At 74.7% G+C, this 25,018-nt stretch carries 16 protein-coding genes and 1 riboswitch; of the genes, 7 read left to right on the forward strand and 9 right to left on the reverse strand.

Annotated elements, in window-relative coordinates:
* Positions 1-401 precede the first annotated feature (401 nt).
* Positions 402-968 carry a MarR family transcriptional regulator gene (locus AB0398_RS08045; protein ID WP_366373038.1) on the reverse strand — a complete coding sequence of 189 codons (567 nt, stop codon included), beginning with the start codon at positions 966-968 and terminating at the stop codon, positions 402-404.
* A 154-nt stretch (positions 969-1,122) separates the two neighbouring features.
* Between AB0398_RS08045 and AB0398_RS08050 the strand changes: the two genes are divergently transcribed.
* A complete protein-coding gene (locus AB0398_RS08050; RefSeq protein ID WP_366373039.1) occupies positions 1,123-2,400 on the forward strand; it encodes an MFS transporter in 1,278 nt (425 codons plus the stop codon).
* Here the strand turns inward: AB0398_RS08050 and AB0398_RS08055 are convergent.
* Together AB0398_RS08055 and AB0398_RS08060 are read right to left on the reverse strand one after the other, a co-directional pair.
* Entirely contained in the window at positions 2,397-4,028 is a 1,632-nt protein-coding gene (locus tag AB0398_RS08055; protein WP_366373040.1) for a SpoIIE family protein phosphatase, read from the reverse strand. The two genes, AB0398_RS08050 and AB0398_RS08055, sit on opposite strands and share 4 nt — an antisense overlap.
* 106 nt (positions 4,029-4,134) lie before the next feature.
* Positions 4,135-5,499, reverse strand: a complete 1,365-nt coding sequence (locus tag AB0398_RS08060) for an NAD(P)/FAD-dependent oxidoreductase (RefSeq protein ID WP_366373041.1) — start codon at positions 5,497-5,499, stop codon at positions 4,135-4,137.
* A gap of 353 nt (positions 5,500-5,852) precedes the next feature.
* Between AB0398_RS08060 and AB0398_RS08065 the strand changes: the two genes are divergently transcribed.
* Positions 5,853-6,635 carry a helix-turn-helix domain-containing protein gene (locus tag AB0398_RS08065; protein ID WP_366373692.1) on the forward strand — a complete coding sequence of 261 codons (783 nt, stop codon included), beginning with the start codon at positions 5,853-5,855 and terminating at the stop codon, positions 6,633-6,635.
* 229 nt (positions 6,636-6,864) lie between these two features.
* Positions 6,865-9,075 carry a sigma-70 family RNA polymerase sigma factor gene (locus AB0398_RS08070; RefSeq protein WP_366373042.1) on the forward strand — a complete coding sequence of 737 codons (2,211 nt, stop codon included), beginning with the start codon at positions 6,865-6,867 and terminating at the stop codon, positions 9,073-9,075.
* Here AB0398_RS08070 and AB0398_RS08075 read toward each other — a convergent pair.
* The 3 genes from AB0398_RS08075 to AB0398_RS08085 form a co-directional block, all read right to left on the reverse strand.
* Complete coding sequence (locus AB0398_RS08075; protein ID WP_366373043.1) at positions 9,062-12,316, reverse strand: BTAD domain-containing putative transcriptional regulator; 3,255 nt, start codon at positions 12,314-12,316, stop codon at positions 9,062-9,064. The two genes, AB0398_RS08070 and AB0398_RS08075, sit on opposite strands and share 14 nt — an antisense overlap.
* A 73-nt stretch (positions 12,317-12,389) precedes the next feature.
* Positions 12,390-12,980 (reverse strand): Uma2 family endonuclease, encoded by a 591-nt coding sequence (locus AB0398_RS08080; protein WP_366373044.1) that lies wholly within the window; start codon positions 12,978-12,980, stop codon positions 12,390-12,392.
* Between the two features lie 27 nt (positions 12,981-13,007).
* Positions 13,008-15,332 carry an asparagine synthase-related protein gene (locus AB0398_RS08085; protein WP_366373045.1) on the reverse strand — a complete coding sequence of 775 codons (2,325 nt, stop codon included), beginning with the start codon at positions 15,330-15,332 and terminating at the stop codon, positions 13,008-13,010.
* A 536-nt stretch (positions 15,333-15,868) separates the two neighbouring features.
* On the opposite strand from AB0398_RS08085, the gene AB0398_RS08090 reads away from it, so the two are divergent.
* From AB0398_RS08090 to AB0398_RS08105, 4 genes are all read left to right on the forward strand, one after another.
* On the forward strand, positions 15,869-17,311 hold the full coding sequence (locus AB0398_RS08090) for an MFS transporter (protein ID WP_366373046.1): 1,443 nt from the start codon (positions 15,869-15,871) through the stop codon (positions 17,309-17,311).
* 131 nt (positions 17,312-17,442) lie between these two features.
* Positions 17,443-18,627, forward strand: coding sequence for an L-2-hydroxyglutarate oxidase (lhgO, locus tag AB0398_RS08095; protein WP_125666988.1), 1,185 nt, complete (start codon positions 17,443-17,445; stop codon positions 18,625-18,627).
* Positions 18,628-18,880: 253 nt separating this feature from the next.
* On the forward strand, positions 18,881-19,600 hold the full coding sequence (trmB, locus tag AB0398_RS08100; protein ID WP_366373694.1) for a tRNA (guanosine(46)-N7)-methyltransferase TrmB: 720 nt from the start codon (positions 18,881-18,883) through the stop codon (positions 19,598-19,600).
* 63 nt (positions 19,601-19,663) lie between these two features.
* Entirely contained in the window at positions 19,664-21,016 is a 1,353-nt protein-coding gene (locus tag AB0398_RS08105) for a PrsW family intramembrane metalloprotease (protein ID WP_366373047.1), read from the forward strand.
* 85 nt (positions 21,017-21,101) lie between these two features.
* On the opposite strand, the gene AB0398_RS08110 is transcribed toward AB0398_RS08105, so the two are convergent.
* The 3 genes from AB0398_RS08110 to AB0398_RS08120 form a co-directional block, all read right to left on the reverse strand.
* Positions 21,102-22,055 carry an aldo/keto reductase gene (locus AB0398_RS08110; protein ID WP_366373048.1) on the reverse strand — a complete coding sequence of 318 codons (954 nt, stop codon included), beginning with the start codon at positions 22,053-22,055 and terminating at the stop codon, positions 21,102-21,104.
* 99 nt (positions 22,056-22,154) lie between these two features.
* Entirely contained in the window at positions 22,155-23,288 is a 1,134-nt protein-coding gene (locus AB0398_RS08115) for a M23 family metallopeptidase (protein ID WP_366373049.1), read from the reverse strand.
* Between the two features lie 11 nt (positions 23,289-23,299).
* Positions 23,300-23,446: riboswitch (cyclic di-AMP (ydaO/yuaA leader) on the reverse strand.
* Between the two features lie 276 nt (positions 23,447-23,722).
* Positions 23,723-24,928, reverse strand: a complete 1,206-nt coding sequence (locus AB0398_RS08120; RefSeq protein WP_366373050.1) for a PP2C family protein-serine/threonine phosphatase — start codon at positions 24,926-24,928, stop codon at positions 23,723-23,725.
* Positions 24,929-25,018 lie beyond the last annotated feature (90 nt).

The raw sequence follows: 25,018 nt of genomic DNA on the forward strand, positions 1-25,018 counted from the left end.
TTCGGTCTTGCGTTTCCGACTCTATCAGATCTTTCCGATCCGATTTCCCCGGTGCTTTCCGGTCCCTTTTGCTTTCGCTCCGGGCCCTTCCGGCGGTTCCGACTCTATCAGATCCTTTCGGCGTCTGATTCCCGGTCAGCGGGAGTTGTCTTTCCGGCTGTTGGGCCGTTCCGACGTCTCAAACTCTAGCGGATTTCCCCGGCGACTCATAATCGAGTCTTTCGAAATGAATTTCGGCATGCCGAAATTCTTCCCGAGAGGGAGATCGTGCTGAGTAGAGGTGCCGCATCAGCGGCGGGAGTAGCTGTCGCAGAACCGTTCCGGCTCCGTGACAACTCGGAGAACACTACGCATCCGGGAGGGGCGTGTCAACCCCCCTCCTCCGCGCCGCCCCACCGGCCTCAGTCGAGGTCCGTCAGGCGGCCGCCGGCGTCGGGCTGGGTGTGCTCCACGCGGCGGAGGAGGCGGATGAGGACGTCGCCGAGGACGCCCTTCTCCTCTGTACTGAGGTCCTGGAGGAGGTCCTCCTCGAAGGCCGTGGCCATCCGCATGGCCTCCAGCCACTTCGTACGGCCCTCGTCCGTGAGCTCCACGATCACGCGGACCCGGTTGTTCTCGTCGCGGTCGCGGGTGACCAGGCCCTCTCCCGCCATGCGGTCGATGCGGTGGGTCATCGCGGCCGGGGTGAGGCCGAGGCGCTTGGCCAGCTCGCCGGGGCCGAGCCGGTAGGGCTCCCCGGAGAGGACCAGCGTCTTGAGGACCTCCCACTCGGCGTTGCTGATGCCGAGGTCGGCGAGCTGGCGTCCGTACGCCACGTTCATCCGTCGGTTCAGTCGGCCGAGGGCGGAGACGACCTTCTCGACCTGGGGGTCGAGGTCGCGGAACTCGCGCTGGTAGGCGGCGATCTGCTCGTCGAGGCTCGGCTCCTGGAGGGCCTGCGGGCCGGGCCGCTCGGGGTTTTCGGGCATGGGACGAGTATCCCACGGGCCCCGTTGGCGTTGAAGTCCTTCCATGTGTACAGTTGAGACGTTAACTTTAGCTTTTAAGTCTTCAGGGTTCAGGGCTACAAGCCTGAACCCGTGACCGAAGTGGGTGAGTGTGACCAAGGCGAGGGGCGCGGAGATGCGCCGGATTCAGGCAGGCAGCGCGCTGAGCGCGTTCGGACTCGGCTTCACCGTGCCGTACCTCTATGTGTACGTGGCACAGGTGCGGGATCTGGGCGCGGCGACGGCGGGCATCGTCCTGGCCGTCTTCGCCATGGCCGCGCTCGTGGTGCTGCCCTTCAGCGGGCGGGCCATCGACCGGCGCGGGCCCGTGCCCGTGCTGCTCGTGGCCTCGGTCGTCGCCGCCGTGGGCGCGGTGGGGATGGGCTTCGCCTCCAGCGTGCCGGCGGCCGTGGGGGCGGCGGCGCTGCTCGGCGCCGGTACGGCCGTCCTCCAGCCGGCCCTCGCCACGATGATCGTCTGGTGCTCGACGCCCGTCGGGCGCACCCGGGCGTTCGCCATGCAGTTCTTCCTGCAGAACCTGGGTCTCGGCGTCGGCGGCCTGATCGGCGGCCAGCTCGTCGACACCAGCCGGCCGGGCAGCTTCATCCTGCTGTTCTCGATCGAGGCCGCGATGTTCCTGGTGCTCGCCGGGATCGTCGGGACCGTCCGGATGCCGGGCTCCCCCGCGCTCCAGGACGCCCGCCCGTCCGACGCCGGCAAGGGCGGCGGTGTCCGCGCGCTGCTCGGCCACAAGGCGATGGTGCAGCTCTGCGTCCTCGGCTTCGTCCTCTTCTTCGCCTGCTACGGACAGTTCGAGTCGGGCCTCGCCGCGTACGGCACCGAGGCCGCCGGCATCCAGCCGTCGGCGCTGGGGCTCGCGCTCGCCGCCAACACGGCGGTGATCGTGCTGGCCCAGTTCCTGGTGCTCAAGTTCGTCGAGCGCCGGCGGCGGTCCCGGGTCATCGCGGCCGTGGGCCTGATCTGGACCCTGGCGTGGATCATCGCCGGGTACGCGGGCCTCGGGCACGGCAGCCAGGCCATGGCGACGGCGGCCTTCGTCTCCACGTACGCCCTCTTCGGGCTCGGCGAGGCGATGCTGTCGCCGACCGTGGCCCCGCTGGTGGCCGATCTGGCGCCGGAGTCGATGGTCGGGCAGTACAACTCGGCCTTCGCCCTGGTGAAGCAGCTCGCGCTGGCCGTCGGTCCGGCCGTGGGCGGGCCCATGGGGGCCGCGCTGCACGGTCCGTACATCGTGACCTTCGTGCTCTTCTCGCTCGGGATCACCTTCCTGGCCGTCCGGCTCGGGAAGCAGCTCACCCCCGAGCAGAACCAGCCCTCGCTGGCCCTCAGGCCGTCGAAGGTCGTCGTCCGGCACGAGCCGGGCGAGAGGAACGTAACGGTCGGGGCGTCCTAGTCCTTCAGGGCGAACTCGCACCAGACCGCTTTGCCGCCGCCCGGTGTGCGGCGGCTCCCCCAGGACGAGGCGATCGTCGCGATGATCGAGATCCCGCGACCCGCCTCGTCCTCGGTCTCCGCCCTGCGGCGGCGCGGCAGGTGGTCGTCCCCGTCCGTCACCTCGATGATCAGGCGCCGATCGGTGCGGCGCAGCCGCAGGCGCATGGGCGGGGTGCCGTGCTGGAGGGAGTTCCCCACCAGCTCGCTGGTGGCCAGGACACCCAGGTCGCGCAGCTCGACCGGGAAGCGCCAGCTGGAGAGGACCCCGGAGGCGAAGGCACGCGCGCGGGGAGCCGCCTCGACCCCGCCGAGGAGCTCCAGGGCCGCGTTGTGGAACAGCTCCGCGTCCGAGCCGGCCCGGGAGGGGTGCTGGACGACGAGGACGGCGACGTCGTCGTCGTGCTCGGCGGTCACGCCGAGGGAGCGCAGGAGCCGGTCGCAGACCACCTGCGGGGTGCCGCTCGCGCCGGAGAGGGCGCGGGCGAGCGCGGCGACGCCCTCGTCGATGTCCTCGCGGCGCCGCTCCACCAGGCCGTCGGTGTAGAGGACGGCGGTGGAGCCGGGCGGCAGGGCGATGGAACCCGAGGCGTGCAGCCAGCCGCCGGTGCCGAGCGGCGGGCCCGTGGGGTCGTCGGCCTGGCGGACGGTGCCGTCCTCGTCCCGTACGAGGATCGGGAGGTGGCCCGCGGAGGCGTACACCAGCTTGCCCTCGTTGGGGTCGTGGACCGCGTACACGCAGGTGGCGATCTGGCTGGCGTCGATCTCGGCGGCGAGGCCGTCGAGGAGCTGGAGGACCTCGTGCGGGGGCAGGTCCAGGCGCGCGTACGCCCGGACGGCGGTGCGGAGCTGGCCCATGACGGCGGCGGCGCGGACGCCCCGGCCCATCACGTCGCCGATGACGAGCGCGGTGCGGCCGGCGCCGAGGGTGATCACGTCGTACCAGTCTCCGCCGACGGCCGCGTCGGTGCCGCCGGGCTGGTAGGTGGCGGCGATCCGCAGGTCGTCGGGCTGCTCCAGGTCCTGCGGGAGCAGGGACCGCTGGAGGGTGACGGCGGTCTCGCGGTGCTTGCGCTCGCTGGCGCGCAGCCGCTCGGCGGCCTCGGCGTGGTCGGTGACGTCCGCGGCGTGGACGAGGACGCCGCCGCCGTCGGGGCGGGGGCCGTCGACGGGCAGACAGGTGACCGTGTACGAGCCGCCGTCGCGGGTGCGGCGGGACTTGACCGTACGGGGCTTGCCGCTGCGCAGGACCTGGTCCATGAGGGGCCGCAGGCCCAGGTCCTCGGCCTCCGGGCAGGTCTCGGCGACGGTGGCGCCGGGGACGCGCGGGCCGAAGGCGGCGGCGTACGCGTCGTTGACGTACGCGATGCGGTGCTCCGGGCCGTACACGAGCGCGACCAGGCCGGGGAGGCGGCCGAGGAGCTCCCGTACGGAGAAGTCCTCCAGGGAGGGGACGTCCTCGGCGACGTCGGCCGGACGCTCCAGCGGCTGCCCGTGCTCACCGCGGGCGGCGGGCACGGAGCCTTCGGTCCCCCGCGCCGTGCGGCGCTGTGTGCCGGGGAGCCGGGCGCTCCAACGGGTGAAGTTCACGGATCTGTATGCCTCGTGGTGTCGGTGCCGTGCAGAGTCACGCTGTGCAGGTGTGAGCCCACCTATGGTCACACGTCCAGTGTGGACAAGTGCACTGACAGTGATGTCAGGACGACGGCTCGTCGTCGTCGGCGGGCGGCGGGGCGGCGGCGAGTTCGAATTCGGCGCGGGGGTGTTCCAGCGATCCGAGGGAGACGATCTCCCGTTTGAACAGGCCGGACAAGGTCCATTCGGCCAGGACCCGGGCCTTCCGGTTGAAGGTGGGGACCCGGCTCAGATGGTAGGCCCGGTGCATGAACCACGCCGGGTATCCCTTGAGTCTGCGTCCGTAGACGTGGGCGACGCCCTTGTGGAGGCCGAGGGAGGCGACGGAGCCCGCGTACGCGTACGCGTACTCCTTGAGCGGCTGTCCGCGCAGGGAGGCGGCGATGTTCTCGGCGAGGACCCGGGCCTGGCGGACGGCGTGCTGGGCGTTGGGCGCGCACTCCCCGCCGGGCTTCCCCGAGGTGACGTCGGGGACGGCGGCGGCGTCGCCGGCGGCCCAGGCGTGCTCGACCCCCTCGACGGAGAGCCGGGCGGTGCAGCGGATCCGGCCGCGCTCGTTCAGCGGCAGGTCGGTGGCGGCGAGGAGGGGGGCGGGCCGGACTCCGGCGGTCCAGACGACGGTGCGGGTGGGCAGCCGGGTGCCGTCGCTGAGCACGGCGATCCGGTCCTCACAGGAGTCGAGCCGGGTCTCCAGGCGCACGTCGACGTTCCGGCCGCGCAGCTCGCGGACGGCGTACCGGCCCATCTTCTCGCCGACCTCGGGAAGGATCCGGTCGGAGGCCTCGACGAGGACCCAGCGCAGGTCCTCGGGCTTGATGTTGTGGTAGTACCGCGCGGTGTAGCGGGCCATGTCCTCCAGCTCGGCGAGGGCCTCCACGCCCGCGTAGCCGCCGCCGACGAAGACGAAGGTGAGGGCGGCGTCGCGGATCGCGGGGTCGCGGGTGGAGGAGGCGATGTCCATCTGCTCGATGACGTGGTTGCGCAGGCCGATGGCCTCCTCGACGGTCTTGAAGCCGATGCCGTGCTCGGCCAGGCCGGGGACCGGGAGGGTGCGGGAGACGGAGCCGGGCGCGATGACCAGCTCGTCGTAGACCAGCTCGACCGGGCCCGTGCCCTCCTCGTCCGTGGCGAGGGTGGAGAGGGTCGCGGTCCTCTTGGCGTGGTCGACGGACAGGACCTCGCCGATGAGGATCCGGCAGCGGTCGAGGAGGCGGCGCAGCGGTACGACGACGTGGCGCGGGGAGATGGAGCCGGCCGCGGCCTCGGGCAGGAACGGCTGGTACGTCATGTACGGCTCGGGGGTGACCACGACGATCTCGGCGGCTCCGGATCGGAGTTCCGCCCTGAGCTGCCGCTGGAGGCGCAGCGCGGTGTACATGCCGACGTATCCACCGCCGGCCACGAGAATGCGCGCAGGTTCGGTCACCGTCCCATGACGCACCCCCGACCGTTGTTTGTCCACAGGCTCGACCGATTGTGTGACCGGACGGGTACGGAGGCGCGGGGTGGCGCGTGCGGGGAGGGCGTCGGGATCCGCCCAGGTCACCTCGGTCCGGGCGGGTTCGGCCGGGGGTGGGAAAGGGGAGTGATCCGGGCCTTGCTCCGATCGGGGGGCGCACCGTGCGGAACACCCCCTTCTGAATTGACCCCGACTCAACTATGTTCGTACTTCGTCGGGGTGTCGGACGGGAGCGCGTGGACCGAAGCTCCCGTCGGCCGGAAACCCCGTATCAGGGCGGGGAGTCTCCGGGGGGAGACATCATGAGCGGGGGAACGCTTATGCAGATGCAGGATTCACGCTGGCAGCCGGGCGCCGGGGCGGTGGCCGTCGACGACGCGCGCGCCGGGTCCGTCGCCGACGGACGCAACGGCGCACCGGTGGCGGGCGGCAGGGCCGCGCCGCTGCGGGTGGACGCCCAGCGCAATCTGGAGCACGTGCTGCGGGCCGCGCGCGAGGTGTTCGGCGAGCTCGGCTACGGGGCTCCGATGGAGGACGTGGCGCGTCGCGCGCGCGTGGGGGTCGGCACCGTCTACCGGCGCTTCCCCAGCAAGGACGTGCTGGTGCGCCGGATAGCCGAGGAGGAGACCGCGCGGCTGACCGAGCAGGCGCGGGCCGCGCTCGGCCAGGAGGAGGAGCCGTGGTCGGCGCTCTCCCGGTTCCTGCGGACCTCGGTGGCCTCGGGCGCGGGGCGGCTGCTGCCGCCGCAGGTGCTGCGGGTGCGCGTGGACGACTCCGTGCTGCCGGGCGTCGCCGCCGACGCGGACGACGCGGCCCGGGTGCCGTACCAGCGGGGCGACGGGCAGGTGGACGCGCGGGTGATCGCGCCGCGCGGCGTGCCGGCCGAGGAGCGGGACGACGCGGGGGCCGCGGAGCTCCTGGAGGTCGTCGGGCGCCTGGTCGACCGGGCGCGGGAGGCGGGTGAACTGCGGAAGGACGTGACCGTGGCGGACGTCCTCCTCGTCATCGCCACCGCCGCGCCGGCCCTGCCGGACGCGGTGCAGCAGGCGGCGGCCTCGGCGCGGCTCCTGGACATCCTCCTGGAGGGCCTGCGGTCCCGGTAGGGACGCGGTTCCCTCGCCCTCGCGGGCGGGGTTCCTCTGTCGCCGGCGGCGGCGCGATCCGTGGTCCGGGCGGACCCACGAGCATGACACGAACGCGTGAGCGGTTACGCCCGGATACGGGAAGTCTCCCCGGACGAGTGGTAAGTGGACGGGTCGCTTCGACGTGCCCGCGCTCTGTGGCAGGCTTGGCCGGTGTTCGGTTCTGAGCATGCGTACGGGGGCTTCCGCGATGAGCGGTGAGGGTCGGGACGAGCCGCTGAAAAGCGGCGGCGGCGCGGGGACCGGGGGCCTGCCCGCCCGGCAGGTGCCGAGTCAGGGCGGACCGCCGGGCCATTCCGGCGGGGGCGGTGCTCCTCCGGCCGGGCCGCCGGGTTCTCCCGGTTCCCCGGGATCGCCCGGACACGTCGAGCCGCTCGACGCGAGCGTTCCGCAGCAGCGCGAGGGGAAGCCCGCCAGGGCGGGTGCCGGGGTCGTCGCGGGGGCGACCGGCGGGACCGGGTCCGGGGAAGCCGCTTCCGGCGGAAACGGCTCCGGTGGCGGCGAGTTCGCCGGGACCGGCCCCAGCGGGGCGGACGCCGGGGGCGAGGACACGGACGCGGGCGGGGCCGACGGGATCCTTCCGCCGCCGCTCGACCTGCCGCCCTCCGACGCCGACCTCGTCCAGCTCATGCGGGACGGCGACGACTCGGCGTACGAGGAGCTGTTCCACCGCCACTCCGAGGCCGTGCGCCGGTACGCCAGGACCTGCTGCCGCGACGCGCACACCGCCGACGACCTCACCGCCGAGGTGTTCGCCCGCACCCTCCAGGCCGTACGGGGCGGGGCCGGGCCCGAGCAGGCGGTGCGCGCCTACCTCATGACCACCGTCCGGCGGGTCGCGGCGAACTGGGCCAGGACGCAGAAGCGCGAGCAACTCGTCGAGGACTTCGCGGTGTTCGCGGCGGAGGCCGCCCGCTCCTCCGAGGTCTCCGACCAGGACACGCTGGACCTCGGCGCGGACGTCCTGGCCATGCACGAGGCCGAGCAGTCGCTCGCCATGCAGGCCTTCCGCTCGCTGCCCGAGCGGTGGCAGGCCGTGCTGTGGCACACCACCGTCGAGGAGGAGTCGCCGAGCGAGGTCGCCCCGCTCTTCGGGCTGACCGCCAACGCCACGGCCGTGCTCGCCAGCCGGGCCCGCGAAGGGCTCAAGCAGGCCTACCTCCAGGCCCACGTCAGCCAGTCGCTGACGGCGGGCGGCGACTGCGCCCGGTACGCGGACCGGCTCGGCGCCTACGCGCGCGGCGGGCTGCGGATGCGGGCCGAGCGCGGGCTGCGCAAGCACCTGGAGGAGTGCGCCAAGTGCCGGCTCGCCGCCGGTGAGCTGGCGCACGTGAACGCCGGCATCCCCGCGCTGCTGCCGGTCGCCGTCATCGGCTGGTTCGCCGCCGGGTACGCGCTCAAGGCGGCCGGTGCCGCCGCGGGCGGCACCGCCGCCGCTGCCGGGGCCGGTGCGGCGGCGGCGGCCTCCGGGTCCTCGGGGGGCGCCGCCTCGGGCGGTGCCGCCGCCGAGGGGCTCGGCGCCCCCGCCAAGGCCGGGATCGCGGCGGCCATGGCGGTCGCCGCCGCGGCCGGGCTCGTCTGGGCCATGGCCGGGGACCCGGAGCCCGTGGCCGCGCCCAAGTCCTCGCAGCCGGTCGTCACCCCGGTGGTGCCGCAGGAGCCCGCACCGCCGGCGGAGCCGGTGGCGAAGCCCGTACCCCCGGCTCCGTCCGCCGGGGCCGGGGCCCCGGCGCCCGCGCCGACGTCCGCGCCCCCACCCGTGTCCGCGTCCGCTCCGAGACCGGCGCCCACGTCGGCGCCTCCCGCGTCGCCCTCCCCGGCACCGACCCCGAAGCCCGCTCCCCCGGCCGCTCCGCCCGCGAGCCCGAAGCCGACGTCGAAGCCCGCTCCGAAACCGGCGCCCAGGCCGACCCCGAAGCCGACGCCCAGCCCCGAGCGGCCCGCGCCCCCGCCCGTACCCCCGCCCGTCTACCCCGTCGACGAGCTGGACTACGGACTCTTCGGCGACGGCACCAAGCCCGAGGTGTCCATGGCGGAGAGCGGCTTCATGTGGCAGCGCGGCGGCCTCTCCGTCGGCGGCACCCGGTACGCGCGCGGGGTGAGCGTCCACGCGCCGTCCTCGCTGGTCATCGACCTCAACCGGCGGTGCACGCGTTACGACGCGATGGTCGGCGTCGACGACCTGAGCGCCCTGTTCGGCCTCGGCGGCGTCCGCTTCTCCGTCTACGGGGACGGACAGCGGCTCTGGCGGTCCGGCGTGATCGAGGCGGGCGATCCGCCGGTCCCGGTGCACGTCGACATCACCGGCCGCTCCAGGATCCGGCTCGTGGTCGAGGAGACCGGACCGCTGGGGCGGACCGCGATCGCCGACTGGGCGCAGTCCCGGATCAGCTGCTCCTGACACCCTCCGGAAAATCCTTCGGGAAGTCCTTGGGGAAGTTCTTCGGGAAGTCCTTCGAGGAGTCCTTCACGAGGCACAGGACCCCGTCGACGTCCAGGCCCTCGCCCGCCTGCCGGGCGGCGGCCAGGCCCGGTGCTCCGAGGGCGGCGAGCGAGCGGGCCGTCACCGAACCGGCCTCCTCCAGCTCCGGGACCGAGCGGGGCAGTTCGCGGCGCCAGCCGTCGACGGCGGCCAGGACCGTAACGGCGGGGGCGGGTTCGTCCGCCCGGGAGAGGGCGACCGCGAGCCCCTGGCCGAGCGTCGCGGCGATGAGGTCCGCGCACTGGGCGTCCCGCGCGGCGTGCAGCGCGGCGACGGCGGAGGCGACGGCCGCGGCGCCCCCGCCCTCGTACGCCTCGACGCGGGCGGCGAGTCCGAGGACCGCGGCCGTGAAGTGCGGCGGCGGGTTCCCGTCCTCGACCAGCCGGCCCGCCTCCTCCGCGTGGGCGCGGGCCGCCCCGATGTCGCCCCGGTGGAGGGCGATGGCGGCGCGCAGGAAGACGACGAAGGGCCGGGCGTCCCTGACGTGGTGGCGCTCGGCCTCCGCCGCGGCCTCGTCGAGCCCCTCCTCGGCGGTCTCCATGTCGCCGGAGCGGTAGGAGATCTCGGCGAGGCGGGCGATGAGGAAGGGGAACTCGGCGTGGGCGCCCACCTCGCGGGCGAGGCGGAGCGCCTCCTCGTAGTCCGCGCGGGCCTCCTCGTACCGGCCGCGCATCATGTTGGCCTCGGCCGCCGCACTGGCGATCTGCGCGCCCATCCAGCGGTCGCCGACCCGGCGGGCGATGAGGCGGAGCTCGGCCAGGTCCTCGTCCACGTCGGAGAGGCCGCCGGGCATGTCGACGACCATGTGCGTGCGGAACATGAGGGTGACGCCGACCTCCCAGTCGCCGCCGTGGCGGCGGCAGTTGGCGAGGGCGGTGTCGAGCAGGGCCCGCAGCTCGACCGGTTCCTCGGTGAAGGCGGCGGTGAACGGCCAGAGGAGGCCGGGGAAGCGGGCGGCCTCGGGCCCCGGCTCGTCCCCGAACGCGGACCGCACCCGCTGGACCAGGGCGAAGGCCTCGGGATCGTCGCGGAGCTCCGAGACGGTGTGGTTCTCGATCGCGAGGAAGAAGTACAGCATCCGCAGGCGCATCCGCGGCCAGTACTGCGGGTCGGCCGGGTCGTCGGGGTCCTCGCCGAGGGCGAGGGCGCGCTCGGTCCAGGCCAGGCCCTCGACGCGGTGGTTGCGCAGCCACCAGAACCAGCCCATGGCGAAGACGAGCCGGAGGGCGGCGGGCTCGTCGGGGGCGGTGACGAGGGTGCGGTGGAGGGCGGCGCGGACGTTGTCGAGGTCGCGTTCGAGCCGGTCGATCCAGGGGAGCTGCCCGCCGGAGCGCAGCTCGGGCTCGGCGGCCTCGACGAGGGCGGTGAAGCGCGCGGTGTGGGCTGCTTCGGCGGCGGCGAGCAGGCCGGGGGTCTCGGCGGCGCGCTCGGCCGCGTACTCGTGGATGGTCTCCAGGAGGCGGTAGCGCATCTCGCCGTCCTCGGTGGGGGCGGCGACGACGAGGGACTTGTCGACCAGGGCGCCCAGGGTGTCGGCGGCGCGCGGGGAGAGGGCCTCGGCGGCGGCGAGGTCCCAGCCGCCGGCGAAGACCGAGACCTGGCGGAGCAGGGTGCGCTCGTCCGGTTCGAGGAGGTCCCAGGACCAGTCGACGACCGCGCGCAGGGTCTGCTGGCGGGGCAGGACGGTGCGGGAGCCGGAGGTGAGGAGGCGGAAGCGGTCGTCGAGGCGGTCCGCGATCTGGTGGGGGGTGAGGAGGCGGAGGCGGGCGGCGGCGAGCTCGATGGCGAGCGGGAGGCCGTCGAGGCGGCGGCAGATCTCGTCGACGGCCGCGCCGCCGTCTCCGGTGAGGTCGAAGGAGGGGCGTACGGCGCGGGCGCGCTCGACGAAGAGGCGGTGGGCGGGGTCGGGCGGGAGGGGTTCGACGGGGCGGACCGCCTCGCCGGGGACGCCGAGGGGTTCGCGGCTGGTGGCGAGGACGCGGAGCCGGGGGCAGTGGGTGAGGAGGGTCTCGGCGAGGGCGGCGGCCGCGTCGATCACGTGCTCGCAGTTGTCGAGGACGAGGAGGAGCGGGCGGTCGGCGAGCTGTTCCACGAGGTGGGCGGTGGGGTCGTTCTGGAGGGGCGCGCCGTCGCGGGCGATCAGGGTGGTCTCGCGGAGGCGGAGCGCGGAGAGGACGGCGCCGGGGACGGCCTCGGGGTCGTCGAGCGGTGCGAGTTCGGCGATCCAGGCGGCGGGCCCCTCGGCCCGCAGCGCGGCCTCCTCGGCGAGCCGCGTCTTGCCGCTTCCGCCGGGTCCGGTGAGCGTGACGAGCCGGGAGCCGGCCAGGTCGGCGCGGAGCGCGTCGAGTTCGGGTTCGCGGCCGACGAAGGAGGTGAGGCGGGGGCGGATGTTGCCGGCGGGGCTCTCGGCGGGAACGGGCGCGGGCGTGGGGCGGGGTGGGGCCTGGCCCGTGAGGAGTTCGCGGTGGAGGGCGGTGAGTTCGGGGCCGGGGTCGGTGCCGAGGGCGTCCGCGAGGGTGCGGCGGGCGGTCTCGTGGGCGGCGAGGGCGTCGGCGTGGCGGCCCTCGGCCCGCAGGGCGCGGACGAGGTGGGCGTGGAAGGTCTCGTCGTACGGGTACGTGGTGGTGAGTTCGGTCAGTTCCGGTACGAGTGCGTCGGTGGCGCCCCGGCGCAGGTCCGCCTCGACGCGGCGGCGCAGGGCGGCGATCCGCTGGGCCTCGGGCCGGACGCCCGCCGGGTCGGGCAGGTCGGCGAGGGCGGGTCCGCGGAAGAGCCCGAGGGCTTCCCTGAGGAGGGCGGCGGCGGTGTCGGGGTCGCCGGCGTCGAGGAGGGCGCCCGCCTCCGCGGCCCGGTACTCGAAGACGTACAGGTCGATGTCGTCGGGTCCGGCGACGAGCCGGTAGCCGGGGCCGGGGGTGGAGGCGACGGCCTCCCTGCCGAGGATCCGGCGGAGGCGGCCGACCAGGGCCTGGAGGGCGGCGGGCGCGTCCTGCGGCGGGTCGTCCCCGTACACGTCGTCGGCGAGCTCGCCGACGGGGGCGGGCCGTCCGCCGCGCAGCGCGAGCGCGGCGAGGAGCGCGCGCAGCCGGGCACCGCCGAGGGGCAGGGGGGTGCCGTCGGGACGAAGGGCCTCGGTGGTGCCGAGGATGAGATACCGCACCGGTTCATTGTGGCGGGCGGGCCGGGGGTGCGCCTCGGGGTTTACCCGGGCTCGGCCCGGAGAGGGGCGCGCGTCAGAACTCGGCCGTGTCCAGGGTGAAGTCCAGGGGCGCCGGGATCGGGACGGGCGTCCCCAGTCTGTGGACCGACTTGTGGTCGTAGTCGTCCCCCGTCGGCCCGGAGCACACGACGGCTTCGCCGGCCTCGCGGTCGATCAGGAGGTAGAGGGGGATGCCCGCGCGCGCGTAGGCCCGGATCTTCTGGACGCGGTCGCGGCTCGCGGTGGAGGAGGAGGTGACCTCGGCGACGAGGAGGACGGGGTCGGGGGACTGCCAGACCAGTTCGTTCTTGAAGCTGCCCCGGGGGGCGAGGACGAGATCCGGCAGGATGCGGTCGCCGATCGGCCCCGCACGCCTGTCCGACCTGTCCGGTTCGGCCGGTTCAGCCGGTTCGGCCGACGCTCCGGGCGCTTTCAGCCCGATGCCGGTGTAGCAGCCGAGTCGCCTCTCGCGGTCCGTCAGTCGGTCGCACAGCTCCGCCATGACCTCCGCGTGCTGCCCGTCACCGAGCGGGCTGACGCAGATCTCTCCCTCGATGAGCTCCACCCGGGCGCCCTCGGGTTCCCGGGCACTGCGCAGTTCGAGGAGCCGATCCACCGTCGTCATGGGGGCATTCTCGCGCCCCGCGAGCGCTCACGCCGGAAGTGACCGCGACGCCGGGATCAGGGGCCCCTGGACCGCGCGGTGGGCGCGCGGCTCCGTGGTGCTGGTCCAGCAGGAGCCCCGGCGGGCGAGGAGGCGGCGGAGCCAGAGTTCGGTGGAGACGAGGTCGGCGAGGCCGTCGAGGGGGACGGGTTCGCCGTCGGCGGCGGCGCGCAGGGCCTCGCGGACGACGCGGGCCTCGATCAGGCCCGCGTCCGCGAGGAGCGGCGCGTCGAAGAGGGCCAGGAGTCGGGGGAGCGCGGCGCGCAGGCCCGCGCGGACGGCGGCGGCCGGGACGGCGGGGTGGGGGGCGCCCCAGCCGGGCGGCAGGTCGTGGATGCCGGTGCCGGTCAGGACCGTGCGCAGGACGCCGGCGCGGGCGCCCGGCTGGACCCGGAGCGATTCGGGCAGGGCGCGGCAGGCCCGTACGACCTGGTTGTCGAGGAAGGGGGCGTGCAGCCGCTGGCCGCGGATCTCGGCGGCCTGCTCCAGGACCCGGTGGTCGGCGGCGGCCCGGACGAGGGCCGCACGCGCGCGTGCCTCGCCGGGGCGCTGGACGGAGGACGGGAGGGTCGCCGCCCGGTTCAGGCGAACCGATACTTCGGCCAGCGCCTCCCCCGTCAGCCAGCGCGCGGCCGGGCCCGGCCGCGACCAGGCGAGGGCGGAGAGGGAGGCCTCCAGGGGGCCGAAGCCGTCGGGGGCGGCGCGGTTCGCCTCCAGGACCCGGCGGGCCGCCGTCTCCAGACCCGTGCGGTACGGGGTACGGGCCAGCTTCCGGGCCGCCCGGTACACGGTGAGCGGCACCAGAAGCGCGCCCGCCGAAGGACCCGAGGCCTTGGCGAGCGCGGTGACGGGACGCACCAGTGAGCGGCGTCTGCGGTCCATCAGGAGGTCGGCGAGGCGCGCCGGGTGCGCGTCCAGGACCTGCTTGGCGCCCATGCCGGTGAAGTGGTCGGCGCTGCCGCCCGCGAGCCGCCGCCGGTGCCGTTCGGCCGTGACGAGCGCGGGGCCCGGCTCGTCGGTGAGCGGCCCGTCCAGGGCGGCGTACGGGAGCGCCTCCTCGCCGGCCGCGACGACCACGTGGTGCAGGCGCGGGTCGGCGGCCAGCTCCCGGGCCCGCTTCAGCTCGTCCTCGCGGTCCGCACCCGCGCGCGTGGCCAGGTCGTTGAAGGTCACGGCGAGCAGCCGCTCCCCCGCGCCCGTGCCGTGGCCGATGATCGTGCCCGGCACTCCCGGGAGCCCGGCCGCCAGGAGGGCGAGCGTGCCGGAGGCGCTGCCGCCGGACAGGTCGGCGCCGATGCCGGGCGCCGGGCCGGCGCCCCGGGCGGCGCGCCGGTCGGCGGGGCCCATGCCGGGGACCGGGCCGGGGTCGGGAAGCGGGGCCTCGGGCGCGTGCCGGGGCGCGGTGAGCCGGGCGCGGACGGCCTCGACCAGGGCGTCCCTGACCCCTTCGACGGCCTGCCGGGGGTCGGACTCGGGGGTCGCGACCGCGAGCGAGGCGACCTGTTCGTACCCGGTGATCTCGCGCGAGCCCTCCCGCAGGATCAGCGCGTGGCCGGGCGGCACCCGGCGGACGCCCTCGTAGGGGGTGGAGTCGCGCAGCGCCTCCGGGGTCTCGGGGCAGGCGAGCAGGGCGGCCAGGTGGCCGATGTCGAGCTGGGCCTCCACGAGGTCGGCGAGGGGGAGGGCGGCGGTGGCGTACGCGGTGCCGCCCTGCCAGGGGGTGTGGAACACCGGGCGGGCTCCGGCGAGGTCACCCGTGACGGTGACGCGACGACCGGCCTTGACGACGGCGGTGTAGCTTCCCGGCCAGGCCGTGAGGTGGCGCAGGGCGCCTCCGCGCGCGGTGAGCAGCCCCCTGCGCAGTTCGTCGTCGCCTGCGGCGCAGCAGCCGAGGACGGCGATGTGGGTGTGGTCGTCGACGGCCACGACCCGGACCTCGTCGGGGCGCCAGTCGCCGACCGCCCAGAGCGGGTCGGGGCCGCCCCAGAGGAGTTGTGCGCCCACCGGCTGCACCGTGCGCCCCTCGGCCGCCGTCGCCCGGTCCGTACCGTAGGAGTTGCGATCGGTCCCGTAGGGGTCGCCGCCCGTCCCGTAGGAGTTCCGATCGGTCGTTCCGGAGCCGTACGGGCCGTGGTCCGCCGCCGGGCCGGAGCCGTACGCGCCGTACGAACCGTGGGCCGCCGGGCCCGCGCCGTACGCGCCGTTCACCGCTCCCGTCCGTGCTCCCCCGGTCCTTGCGAAGCTCGCGGCGACACTGCTCCAGCCCACCAGCCATCGCATCGGCGCCTCCACGTCCGTTTCGGTGGGAGACATGCTGCCATGACAACGGCGCACGGGGCGGTGTCCGGGCGCACGCGCGCGAAAGCCGAATGCGCCCCTGGCATGGGCCAGTTGGACACCGACGACATTCGGCCGAATTTCGACCGCGCCCGGAGGTTTGGAGAGCGCGCGGGCACCAAGAGGAGCGGCCCGTTCTCCACGGGTCGCCGGCTGGCCGGGAGGCGGTTCCGCCTCCCGGCGCCGTCCGCCGCCCGCGGGGAATGGGGCGGCGGTGTCCCCCAGCCCACTGGTCCGGAGCTCCGACCCCGGCCGAACGGGCCGACCCACGCGCTACCGATGGAAGCGCTCCCCCGTCGGCCGGACGAGAGCGCACGGCCGGGCGCACGGCCACACGGCCGGAGCACGGGACGCCCCGACGGACGTCCGCACCGATTGGTCACACAACAATCTCGCCATACGGAACACCGCCCCTTAACGGTAGGGATGCGGCGAACTACGCTGTGCTTACGAATGCCGCACGCCTATGCCCGGCGTCGTGGCGGCCGTCTGTGCTGTCGAGGGGTGGCGTCATGTCCAGGGAGCAACGCGGGCCGAACGAAAAGCTCGGCACGGTTCTCGCCCTCGCGGGAATCAGCAACGCCGGGCTCGCCCGGCGCGTCAACGACCTCGGTGCGCAGCGGGGGCTGACGCTCCGCTACGACAAGACCTCGGTCGCCCGCTGGGTGTCCAAGGGCATGGTGCCGCAGGGCGCCGCCCCGCACCTGATCGCGGCCGCGATCGGGCAGAAGCTCGGCCGTCCCGTGCCGCTGCACGAGATCGGGCTCGCCGACGCCGACCCGGCGCCCGAGGTGGGGCTCGCCTTCCCGCGCGACGTGGGCGAGGCGGTCCGCTCGGCCACCGACCTGTACCGGCTCGACCTCGCCGGGCGGCGGGCCGGCGGGGGCGGCATCTGGCAGTCGCTCGCCGGGTCGTTCGCGGTGAGCGCGTACGCCACGCCCGCGTCCCGCTGGCTGATAACCCCGGCCGACCCGTCGGTGGAGCGGGAGGTCCCGCGCCCGGCGGGCGGCCCCCCGACGGCACCCGCGCCGGAGCACGCGCGCGTGGGCCACAGCGACGTCGCCAAACTCCGCGAGGCGGCCGAGGACGCGCGCCGCTGGGACTCCAAGTACGGCGGCGGGGACTGGCGGTCGTCCATGGTCCCCGAGTGCTTACGCGTGGACGCGGCCCCGCTGCTGCTCGGCTCGTACTCGGACGAGGTCGGCCGGGCCCTGTTCGGCGCGACCGCCGAACTCACCCGGCTCGCCGGCTGGATGGCCTTCGACACCGGGCAGCAGGAGGCCGCCCAGCGCTACTACATCCAGGCCCTGCGGCTCGCCCGGGCCGCCGCCGACGTGCCCCTCGGCGGATACGTCCTGGCGTCCATGTCCCTCCAGGCCACCTACCGGGGCTTCGCCGACGAGGGCGTGGACCTCGCCCAGGCCGCCCTGGAGCGCAACCGGGGGCTCGCCACCGCCCGCACCATGTCCTTCTTCCGGCTCGTCGAGGCACGCGCGCACGCGAAGGCCGGGGACGGGGCCGCCGCCGCGGCCGCGCTCAAGTCCGCCGAGGGCTGGCTGGAGCGGTCCCGGGCGGGCGACTCCGACCCGACCTGGCTGGGCTTCTACTCGTACGACCGGTTCTGCGCGGACGCCGCCGAGTGCTACCGCGACCTGCGGATGCCGCGCGAGGTGCGCCGCTTCACCGAGCAGGCGCTGTCCCGGCCGACGGAGGAGTTCGTCCGCTCGCACGGGCTGCGGCTCGTCGTGTCCGCCGTCGCCGAACTGGAGTCCGGCAACCTGGACGCGGCCTGCGCGGCCGGCACGCGCGCGGTGGAGGTGGCCGGGCGGATCTCGTCGGCGCGGACGACGGAGTACGTACGGGACCTGTTGCACCGGCTCGAACCGTACGGGGACGAGCCGCGCGTCATCGAGCTGCGGGAGCGGGCCCGGCCGCTGCTCGTCACCCCGGCGTGAGGCCCGCCCCGGACGGCCCCCGGCCCCGCATGAACACCCGCCTCCGGGTGAACCGCGTCTCATGAGCCCGCGCGAGGTTTCACGGCGTTGTCAGTGGGCCAGTGCAGTATCGGGGGTGGGAGGTGGGGCCGGTGTTCGACTGTGACGTGCTGGTGATCGGCGGCGGGATCGTCGGTCTGTCGACGGCGTACGCGCTGACGCGCGCCGCCCCCGGCACCCGGGTCACGGTCCTGGAGAAGGAGCACGCCCTCGCGCGCCACCAGACCGGGCGCAACAGCGGGGTGATCCACAGCGGCATCTACTATCGGCCGGGCTCCCTCAAGGCGCGGTTCGCGGTCGAGGGCGCGGCCGAGATGGTCAAGTTCTGCGCGGAGTGGGGCATTCCGTACGAGGTGACGGGGAAGCTCGTCGTCGCCACCGCGCGCGAGGAGCTGCCCCGGCTGCACGCGCTCGTGCAGCGCGGCCGGGAGAACGGCATCCCGGTGCGGGAGCTGGGCCCGGCGCAGATCAGCGAGTACGAGCCGCGGGTGCGGGGGCTCGCCGCGATCCACGTCGGCACGACCGGGATCTGCGACTACGGAGCGGTGGCGGAGCGGCTCGCCGAGGCGTCCGGGGCGCGGATCCTGTACGGCGCGGAGGCGGCCGTGATCGACCGGCGGCCCTGGGGGGTCGCCGTGCGGACGGCCGACGGGCGGGTGGTCCGGGCGCGGGTCCTGGTGAACTGCGCCGGGCTGTACTGCGACCGGGTCGCGCGGCTCGCGGGCGACGACCCGGGGATGCGGATCGTCCCCTTCCGCGGGGAGTACTACGAGCTGGCGGACCCGTCGCTGGTGCGGGGCCTGGTCTATCCGGTGCCGGACCCGGCGTTCCCGTTCCTCGGGGTGCACCTGACGCGGGGCATCGACGGCGGGGTCCACATCGGACCGAACGCGGTGCCGGCCCTCGCCCGCGAGGGGTACGGCTGGTCGGTCGTCCGCCCGCGCGAACTGGGCGCCACCCTGGCCTGGCCCGGCGCGTGGGCCATCGCCCGGGAGCACTGGCGGTACGGGGCGGGCGAGCTGCACCGCTCGCTGTCGAAGCGGGCCTTCACGGAGGCGGTGCGGCGGCTTCTGCCGGTGGTGGAGGAGTCCGACCTGCGCCGGGCCGCGCCGGGGGTCCGGGCGCAGGCGGTGCTGCGGGACGGGACCCTCGTCGACGACTTCCTGATCCGCGAGGCGGCGCGCACCGTCCACGTCCTGAACGCGCCCTCGCCCGCGGCGACGGCCTCGCTGCCGATCGGGCGGGAGGTGGCGGGGCGGGCGCTGGCGCTCCTGTAGCCGCCGGACGCGTCCCCGTACGTACCCGGACGCGTCCGTCCGTCCGTACGGCTGGCGTCCGTATGCACAGCAGCCGGTGACCCGTACACGCCGGTGGCCGTGCGAGCCCGTGCACCTCCACGCGCACGCGTGCGACCCGTGCCTGCCCGCCCCCACCCGTAGAATCGTGCGCATTGTGTCTGAGCAGCCTGAGAACAGCCCGCGTCCCGTCGCCGACCCCGCCCCCCAGCCCGTCGCGCGGCGGGGCAGTCGGATGTTCGCTCCCGGAGAGGGGCCCCTGCCCGATCCCGCCGGCTCGCACCACGAGCGGCGGATCCGGAGCTTCCAGCCGCGCCGCAGCCGGGTGACCGCCGGTCAGGCCGAGGCGATGCTGAAGCGGTGGCCCGACTGGGGCCTCGACATCGACGGCAAGCGGGTCCTGGACCTGGAGGAGATGTTCGACGGGCTCCCGGTCGTCCTGGAGATCGGCTTCGGGATGGGCGAGGCGACCGCGCAGATGGCGGCCGCCGACCCCGGCACCGGCATCCTCGCCGTGGACGTGCACACCCCCGGCCAGGGCAACCTGCTCGGGCTCGCCGACCGGAACGGCCTCACCAACGTCCGCGTGGCCAACGGCGACGCGATCATCCTGCTCCGCGAGATGCTGGCCGGCGACTCCCTCGACGGCTGCCGGGTGTACTTCCCGGACCCGTGGCCCAAGGCCCGCCACCACAAGCGGCGGCTGATCCAGCCCGAGTTCCTCGCCCTCCTCGCGACCCGTCTCAAGCCCGGTGCCGTGCTGCACTGCGCCACCGACTGGGAGGAGTACGCCGAGCAGATGCTGGAGGTGCTCACCGCGCACCCGGACTTCGAGAACACGCAGGCCGACGGCGGCTACGCGCCCCGCCCCGGCTTCCGGCCCCTCACCCGCTTCGAGGGCCAGGGGCTCGACAAGGGACACGTCGTGCACGACCTCCTCTTCCGGCGGAAGTGAGAGGAACGCGGGCGGCCCGTAAGTGCGTCGCCCCTGTCCGTGCCGGTCGTTAGGGTCGCTCACGTGTCGAACCCCGCCCCCGCCGCAGCCGGACCCGGGCACGGACCCGGGCCCGAAGCCGTTCCCGTCCCCCACCGGGACACCGAAGAACCGGCCTTCCCCGCCGCCGCCGACCGGTCCCAATGGCGCTACCGGCCGCGCCGGGCCTTCTGGCGCAGCCGGCTGGTCCGGGCGATATGCCTGGTCACCGTGCTCGCGATCTGCGCGCTGGTCATCCTCGCGATGGTCCGCGAGCAGACGGGCACGCAGGGCTTCCTCGTCGGCCTGGCCCTCGCCGTGCTCCCCGTACCGCTGCTCATGGCGGCGTTCCGCTGGCTCGACCGGGTCGATCCGGGGCCGTGGAAGAACCTGCTCTTCGCCTTCGCGTGGGGCGCCTTCGCCGCCGCGCTCGTCGCGATCCTGGCGAACTCCTTCGCGGTCCGCTGGATCGCCACGGCGACCGCCGACCCGGACTCCGCCGACCACCTCGGCGCCACCGTGATCGCCCCGGTGGTGGAGGAGAGTGCCAAGGCCGCCGCGATCCTGCTGCTCTTCCTCTTCCGCCGTCGGCACTTCGGCGGGCTCGTCGACGGGGTGGTGTTCGCCGGCTTCACCGCGACCGGCTTCGCCTTCACCGAGAACATCCTCTACCTCGGCAACGCCTTCGGCGAGGACCAGGAGGTCGGCGCCACCGGCATCGGCATGGTGACCGCCGGGACCTTCTTCGTACGGGTCGTGATGTCGCCGTTCGCGCACCCGCTGTTCACCGTGCTCACCGGCCTCGGCTTCGGCTTCGCCGCGCTCGCCCCGCGCGGGAAGCGGCTGCGGAAGGTGCTCCTTCCGCTCGCCGGACTGCTGCTCGCCATGGGCATGCACGCCGCCTGGAACGGCTCGGCAACCTTCGGCGGCCCCTGGGCCTTCTACGCGGTGTACGGGGCGCTCATGATGCCGGCCTTCGGCCTGCTGACCTGGCTCGCGGTGTGGAGCCGGCAGCGGGAGCTGCGCACGGTCTCCGGCGAGCTCCCGGCGTACGCGGCGGCCGGCTGGCTCTCCCCCGACGAGCCGCTCGCGCTCTCCTCCATGCGGGCCCGCGAACTCGCCCGCGCCTACGCCGCCCGGACATACGGCAAGCGGGGCGCGCGGACCGTCGGCGAGTACGAGACCTTCGCGACGACCCTGGCGTTCCTGCGGGACCGGGCCCGGCGCGGCACCGCCGGGCCCGACTTCGCGGCCCGCGAGCAGGAGCTGCTGCACCACCTGTGGCAGCGCAGGGCGGTCGCCTCGCCCGCGCTGACGTACGCGGCCCGGGCGACGGGCCGGGCGTGGACGCCGCCGCAGTACCTGGACTACGGCGGCTACAACCCGTACCGCGGTTAGGTCCTCTTCCGGCGGATCGGGGCCCGGCTCTCGGTCGGCCCCGGCTCTCGGTCAGTCCCGGCTCGCGGTCGGCCCCGGCTCACGGTCAGCCCTGGATCGCCGACGCCTCGGTCAGGAGCTTCAGCTCCTCCTCCGTGAGCTCCAGGTCGGCCGAGGCGACCAGGGCCGGGAGCTGCTCGACCGTACGGGCCGAGGCGATCGGCGCGACGACCGTCGGCCGGGAGGCGAGCCAGGCGAGGGCGACGCTGGCGGGCTCGGCGCCGTGCGCCCCGGCGACCGCGTCGAGCGCGGAGAGCACGGCCCGGCCCCGCTCGGTGTCGAGGTGCTTGCCGGCCCCGGCGGCGCGGGCGCTGTCGACGGCGGTGCCGGGGCGGTACTTGCCGGTGAGGAAGCCGGAGGCGAGGCCGTAGTACGGGACGGCGGCGAGCCCCGCCCGCTCGGCGGTCTCCAGGAGCGGGCCCTCGTAGGTGTCGCGGGAGACCAGGTTGTAGTGCGGCTGGAGGGCCACGTAGCGGGCGAGGCCCTCGGCCTCGGCGAAGTCGAGGGAGGCCCGGAGCCGCTCCGGGGAGATGTTGGAGGCGGCGACGGCCCGCACCTTGCCCTCCCGCACCAGCTGGTCGAGGGCGGTGACGATCTCCTCGACGGGCACGGACTCGTCGTCGAAGTGGGTGTAGTACAGGTCGATGCGGTCGGTGCCGAGACGGCGCAGGGACTCCTCGGCGGCGGCCTTGATCGTGGGGGCGGAGAGCCCCTTGAACCGGGGGTGGGCGCCGGCCTTGGTGGCGACGACGACGTCGTCGCGGTTGCCGCGGGAGGCGAGCCAGCGGCCGATGACGGTCTCGGACTCGCCGCCCTCGTTGCCCTCGGCCCAGGCCGAGTAGACGTCGGCGGAGTCGACGAAGTTGCCGCCGGCGGCGGTGTAGGCGTCGAGGACGGCGAAGGACTGCGCCTCGTCGGCGGTCCAGCCGAAGACGTTGCCGCCGAGGGCGAGCGGGAAGACGTGCAGGTCGGACGTGCCCAGCGTACGGAGAGAGGTCATGAGGTGATCAACGGTCTCCGCCGCCGGGCCTATTCCGCGCGGGGCCCGCGCGGACCCCGGAAGGGCCTAGGGAGAGCCCCGGAAGGGGCCCTGGGGGGGTCAGACCGTCAGGCCCTTGGAGCGCAGCCACGCCGCCGGGTCGACGCCGTCGCCGCCGCCGGGGTGGATCTCCAGGTGGAGGTGGGCGCCGGAGACGTTGCCGGTGGCGCCGACGCGGCCGATCGTCTCGCCGGTGCCGACGGTCTGGCCGGCGCTGACCGTCATGGAGGAGAGGTGGCAGTACCAGACCTCGGTGCCGTCCTCCAGCTCCAGGACGATCCGGTAGCCGTAGGAGCCGGACCAGCCCGCCGACTTGACCGTGGCACCGTGGACCGCCTTGAGCGGGGTGCCGGTGGGGGCCGCGAAGTCGAGGCCGGTGTGGTAGCCGGAGGACCACATCGAGCCGGACTGCATGTAGGTGGCGGTGAGGGAGTACGAGGAGAGGGGCATCGAGTAGCTGGCGGCGAGCTTGGCGAGGCGCTCGGCCTCGGCCTTCGCCCTGGCTTCCGCCTCCGCCTTGGCCTTGGCCTCCGCCTCGGCCTTCGCCTTCGCCTCGGCGGCCGCCTTCTCCGCCGCGTCGGCCTTGGCCCGCGCCTCGGACGCGGCCTTCTCCACCGCCGCCTTCTCCGCCGCGGCCTTCTCGGCGGCGTCGGCGGAGGCCTGCTGCTGCTCGGCCTGCTGGAGGATGCGGGCGCGCAGGGCCTCGCCCGCGTCGGCGGCGCCCGGGGCGTCCGCCGTCGACAGGCTCGCCCGCGTGACCTGCCCGGTCCGCGAGGCCCGCTCGCCGGCCTCGGTGGTGTACGCGGCGGAGGTCAGCGGGTTCGGGTTGGCGCGGTCCGCAGGGACCGTCTCCCGCTCCTCCGCGCCGGGCAGGAGCGCGCCGACGCCGGGGAGGTCGTGGGCATCGGGCAGGTTGAGGTCGGGAAGGTCCGGGAGCGATATCGCCACCGGCGGCTTCTCCTGCGCGGTGGCGAGGCCGCCCGCGCCGACGGCCGCGATGACGCCGACGCCGAGGACGGTGGAGGAACGGGCGAAGTTGGAGCGCTGCTTGACGACCCGGTGCCGGCCGCCGGAGCGGTTCCGGTCGCGGAGGGAGTCCTCGGTGGGGTTCCACTCGGTGTTCGGAGCGGAGGGAGCCGCACCGCCGCCGAAGGCATCGAAGGGGGCTTCGGGGGCAGGGGTGTTGGACGCCACGGAGGCGCGCTCCTTTCCTTCCTTCTCGCCTACCGGGTTAGCTGACGGGTTCGGAGCAGGAAGGTCTCCTACGGGCCCGGTCGCACGAGTGCGAAGGGCTCGATTCACCCCAAATGGTGGTTCCCCGGTTCCCTTTCGGGATTCGGCGCGTGCGCACGGCGCCGTCTCTTACGACGGCTGGGACGACCGCGCTGCGTTATCGAACGTTAATAGACAGGGGGTCCCGATTCCAAGCTGTCCCCCGTGATCGTTCATTCGATCGGTAGGGATTCGCCCCGTTTGATCCCCCTTCAGCAAGGCGGATCTCCCGAACGGCAAAACCTCCGCAACCTGACGGTGCATCAATTGTTATCGCAGGGAGACCTCTCGGCTACCCCTGGTGACGGGCCGCCGGGGCCTGCCCGGCGGGTCGGTATCGGGGTCCGCCCGGCGGGTCAGTGCCGGGGTCCGCCCGGCGGCACCACCGGCATCGTCCGGCGCCGCTCCGGCTGCCCCGCCGTCGGGCGGTTCAGCGCGAGCAGCGCCATGTCGTCCGTCGCCCCGCCGCCCGTGTGGAGCCGTACGTCGTCCACGAGCGCGTCGAGCATCTCCTCGGGCCCGGGGAAGATCCGCCCGGCCAGCCGCTCCGCCGGGTCGTAGAAGACGCCCTGCGCGTTCCGCGCCTCCGAGAGGCCGTCGGTGTAGAAGAGCAGCGTCGTGCCCGGCGGGTACGGCCGCGCCTCGGCCCGGTCCGGCCACGACGCGAGGTCCCCCATGCCGAGGGGCAGCGCCGGCCGGCTCGGGTCGACCGGCTCGACCCGCCCGTCCCCGTACAGCATCAGCGGGGACGGGTGCCCGCGGTTGACGACCCGTACGAAACCGTCGAAGGTGCCGCTGCCGTCGGAGCGCGGGATCTCGGCCAGGACGGCGGTGGTGAACCCCTCGACGGCGTCGAGGCTGTCCCGGCGGGTGCCCTCCCGGTCCAGCGCCCGTTCGAGCCGCTGCGCCACGCCCTCCAGGGTCCGCTCCTGCTCGGCCGCCTCCCGGAAGGCCCCGATGACGACGGCGACGGCCTCGACCGCGTCCATGCCCTTGCCCCGCACGTCCCCGACCACGAGCCGCACCCCGTGCGGGGTGTCCTGCACGGCGAACAGGTCGCCGCCGATGAACGCGTCCGCCTGCGCCGCCTCATAACGGGCCGCGCACCGCAGCCCGCCGATCCGCTCGGCGGGCGTCGGCAGCACCGCCTTCTGCGCGGTCTCCGCGATGACCCGCGCCGAGGCGAGCCGTTCGCCGCTGCGGCGCACCACCCGGTTGATGAGGAGGGCGAGCACGGAGACCGTGAGCACGGTCAGGGTCTCGGCGACGGCCGGGGCGCGGGTGCCGTCGTCGCTGAAGAGGTAGAGGCCGACCGAGGACAGGACGGCGGCGATCCCGGTGAGGAGGGTGACGAGCAGGGAGAAGAAGGGCGCGGCGACCAGCGGGGCGGCGGCGAGCATCGGGGAGGCGGTGTACGGGGCGGGGGTCGACACGTCGAAGAGGATGCCGCCCGCGATGATCAGCGGCGGCAGCGCACGGATGAACCGCCGGGCCCCCCGGTACCCGGGGCGGCCCTCACCGCCCCGCCGCCCGCCTCCCGCCGCTCCTAGGGGGTGCCCCACCTGTTCTCTCCTGCCCGGTCCGCCCGGCCGCGGCCCCGCACCGCTCCCTTCCAGGGTGGCCGCCGCCCCGGCGGACGGCGACTCCGTACG

Origin of the sequence: Streptomyces sp. NPDC086147 (genome assembly GCF_040702165.1) — a bacterium.
Taxonomy (GTDB): domain Bacteria; phylum Actinomycetota; class Actinomycetes; order Streptomycetales; family Streptomycetaceae; genus Streptomyces.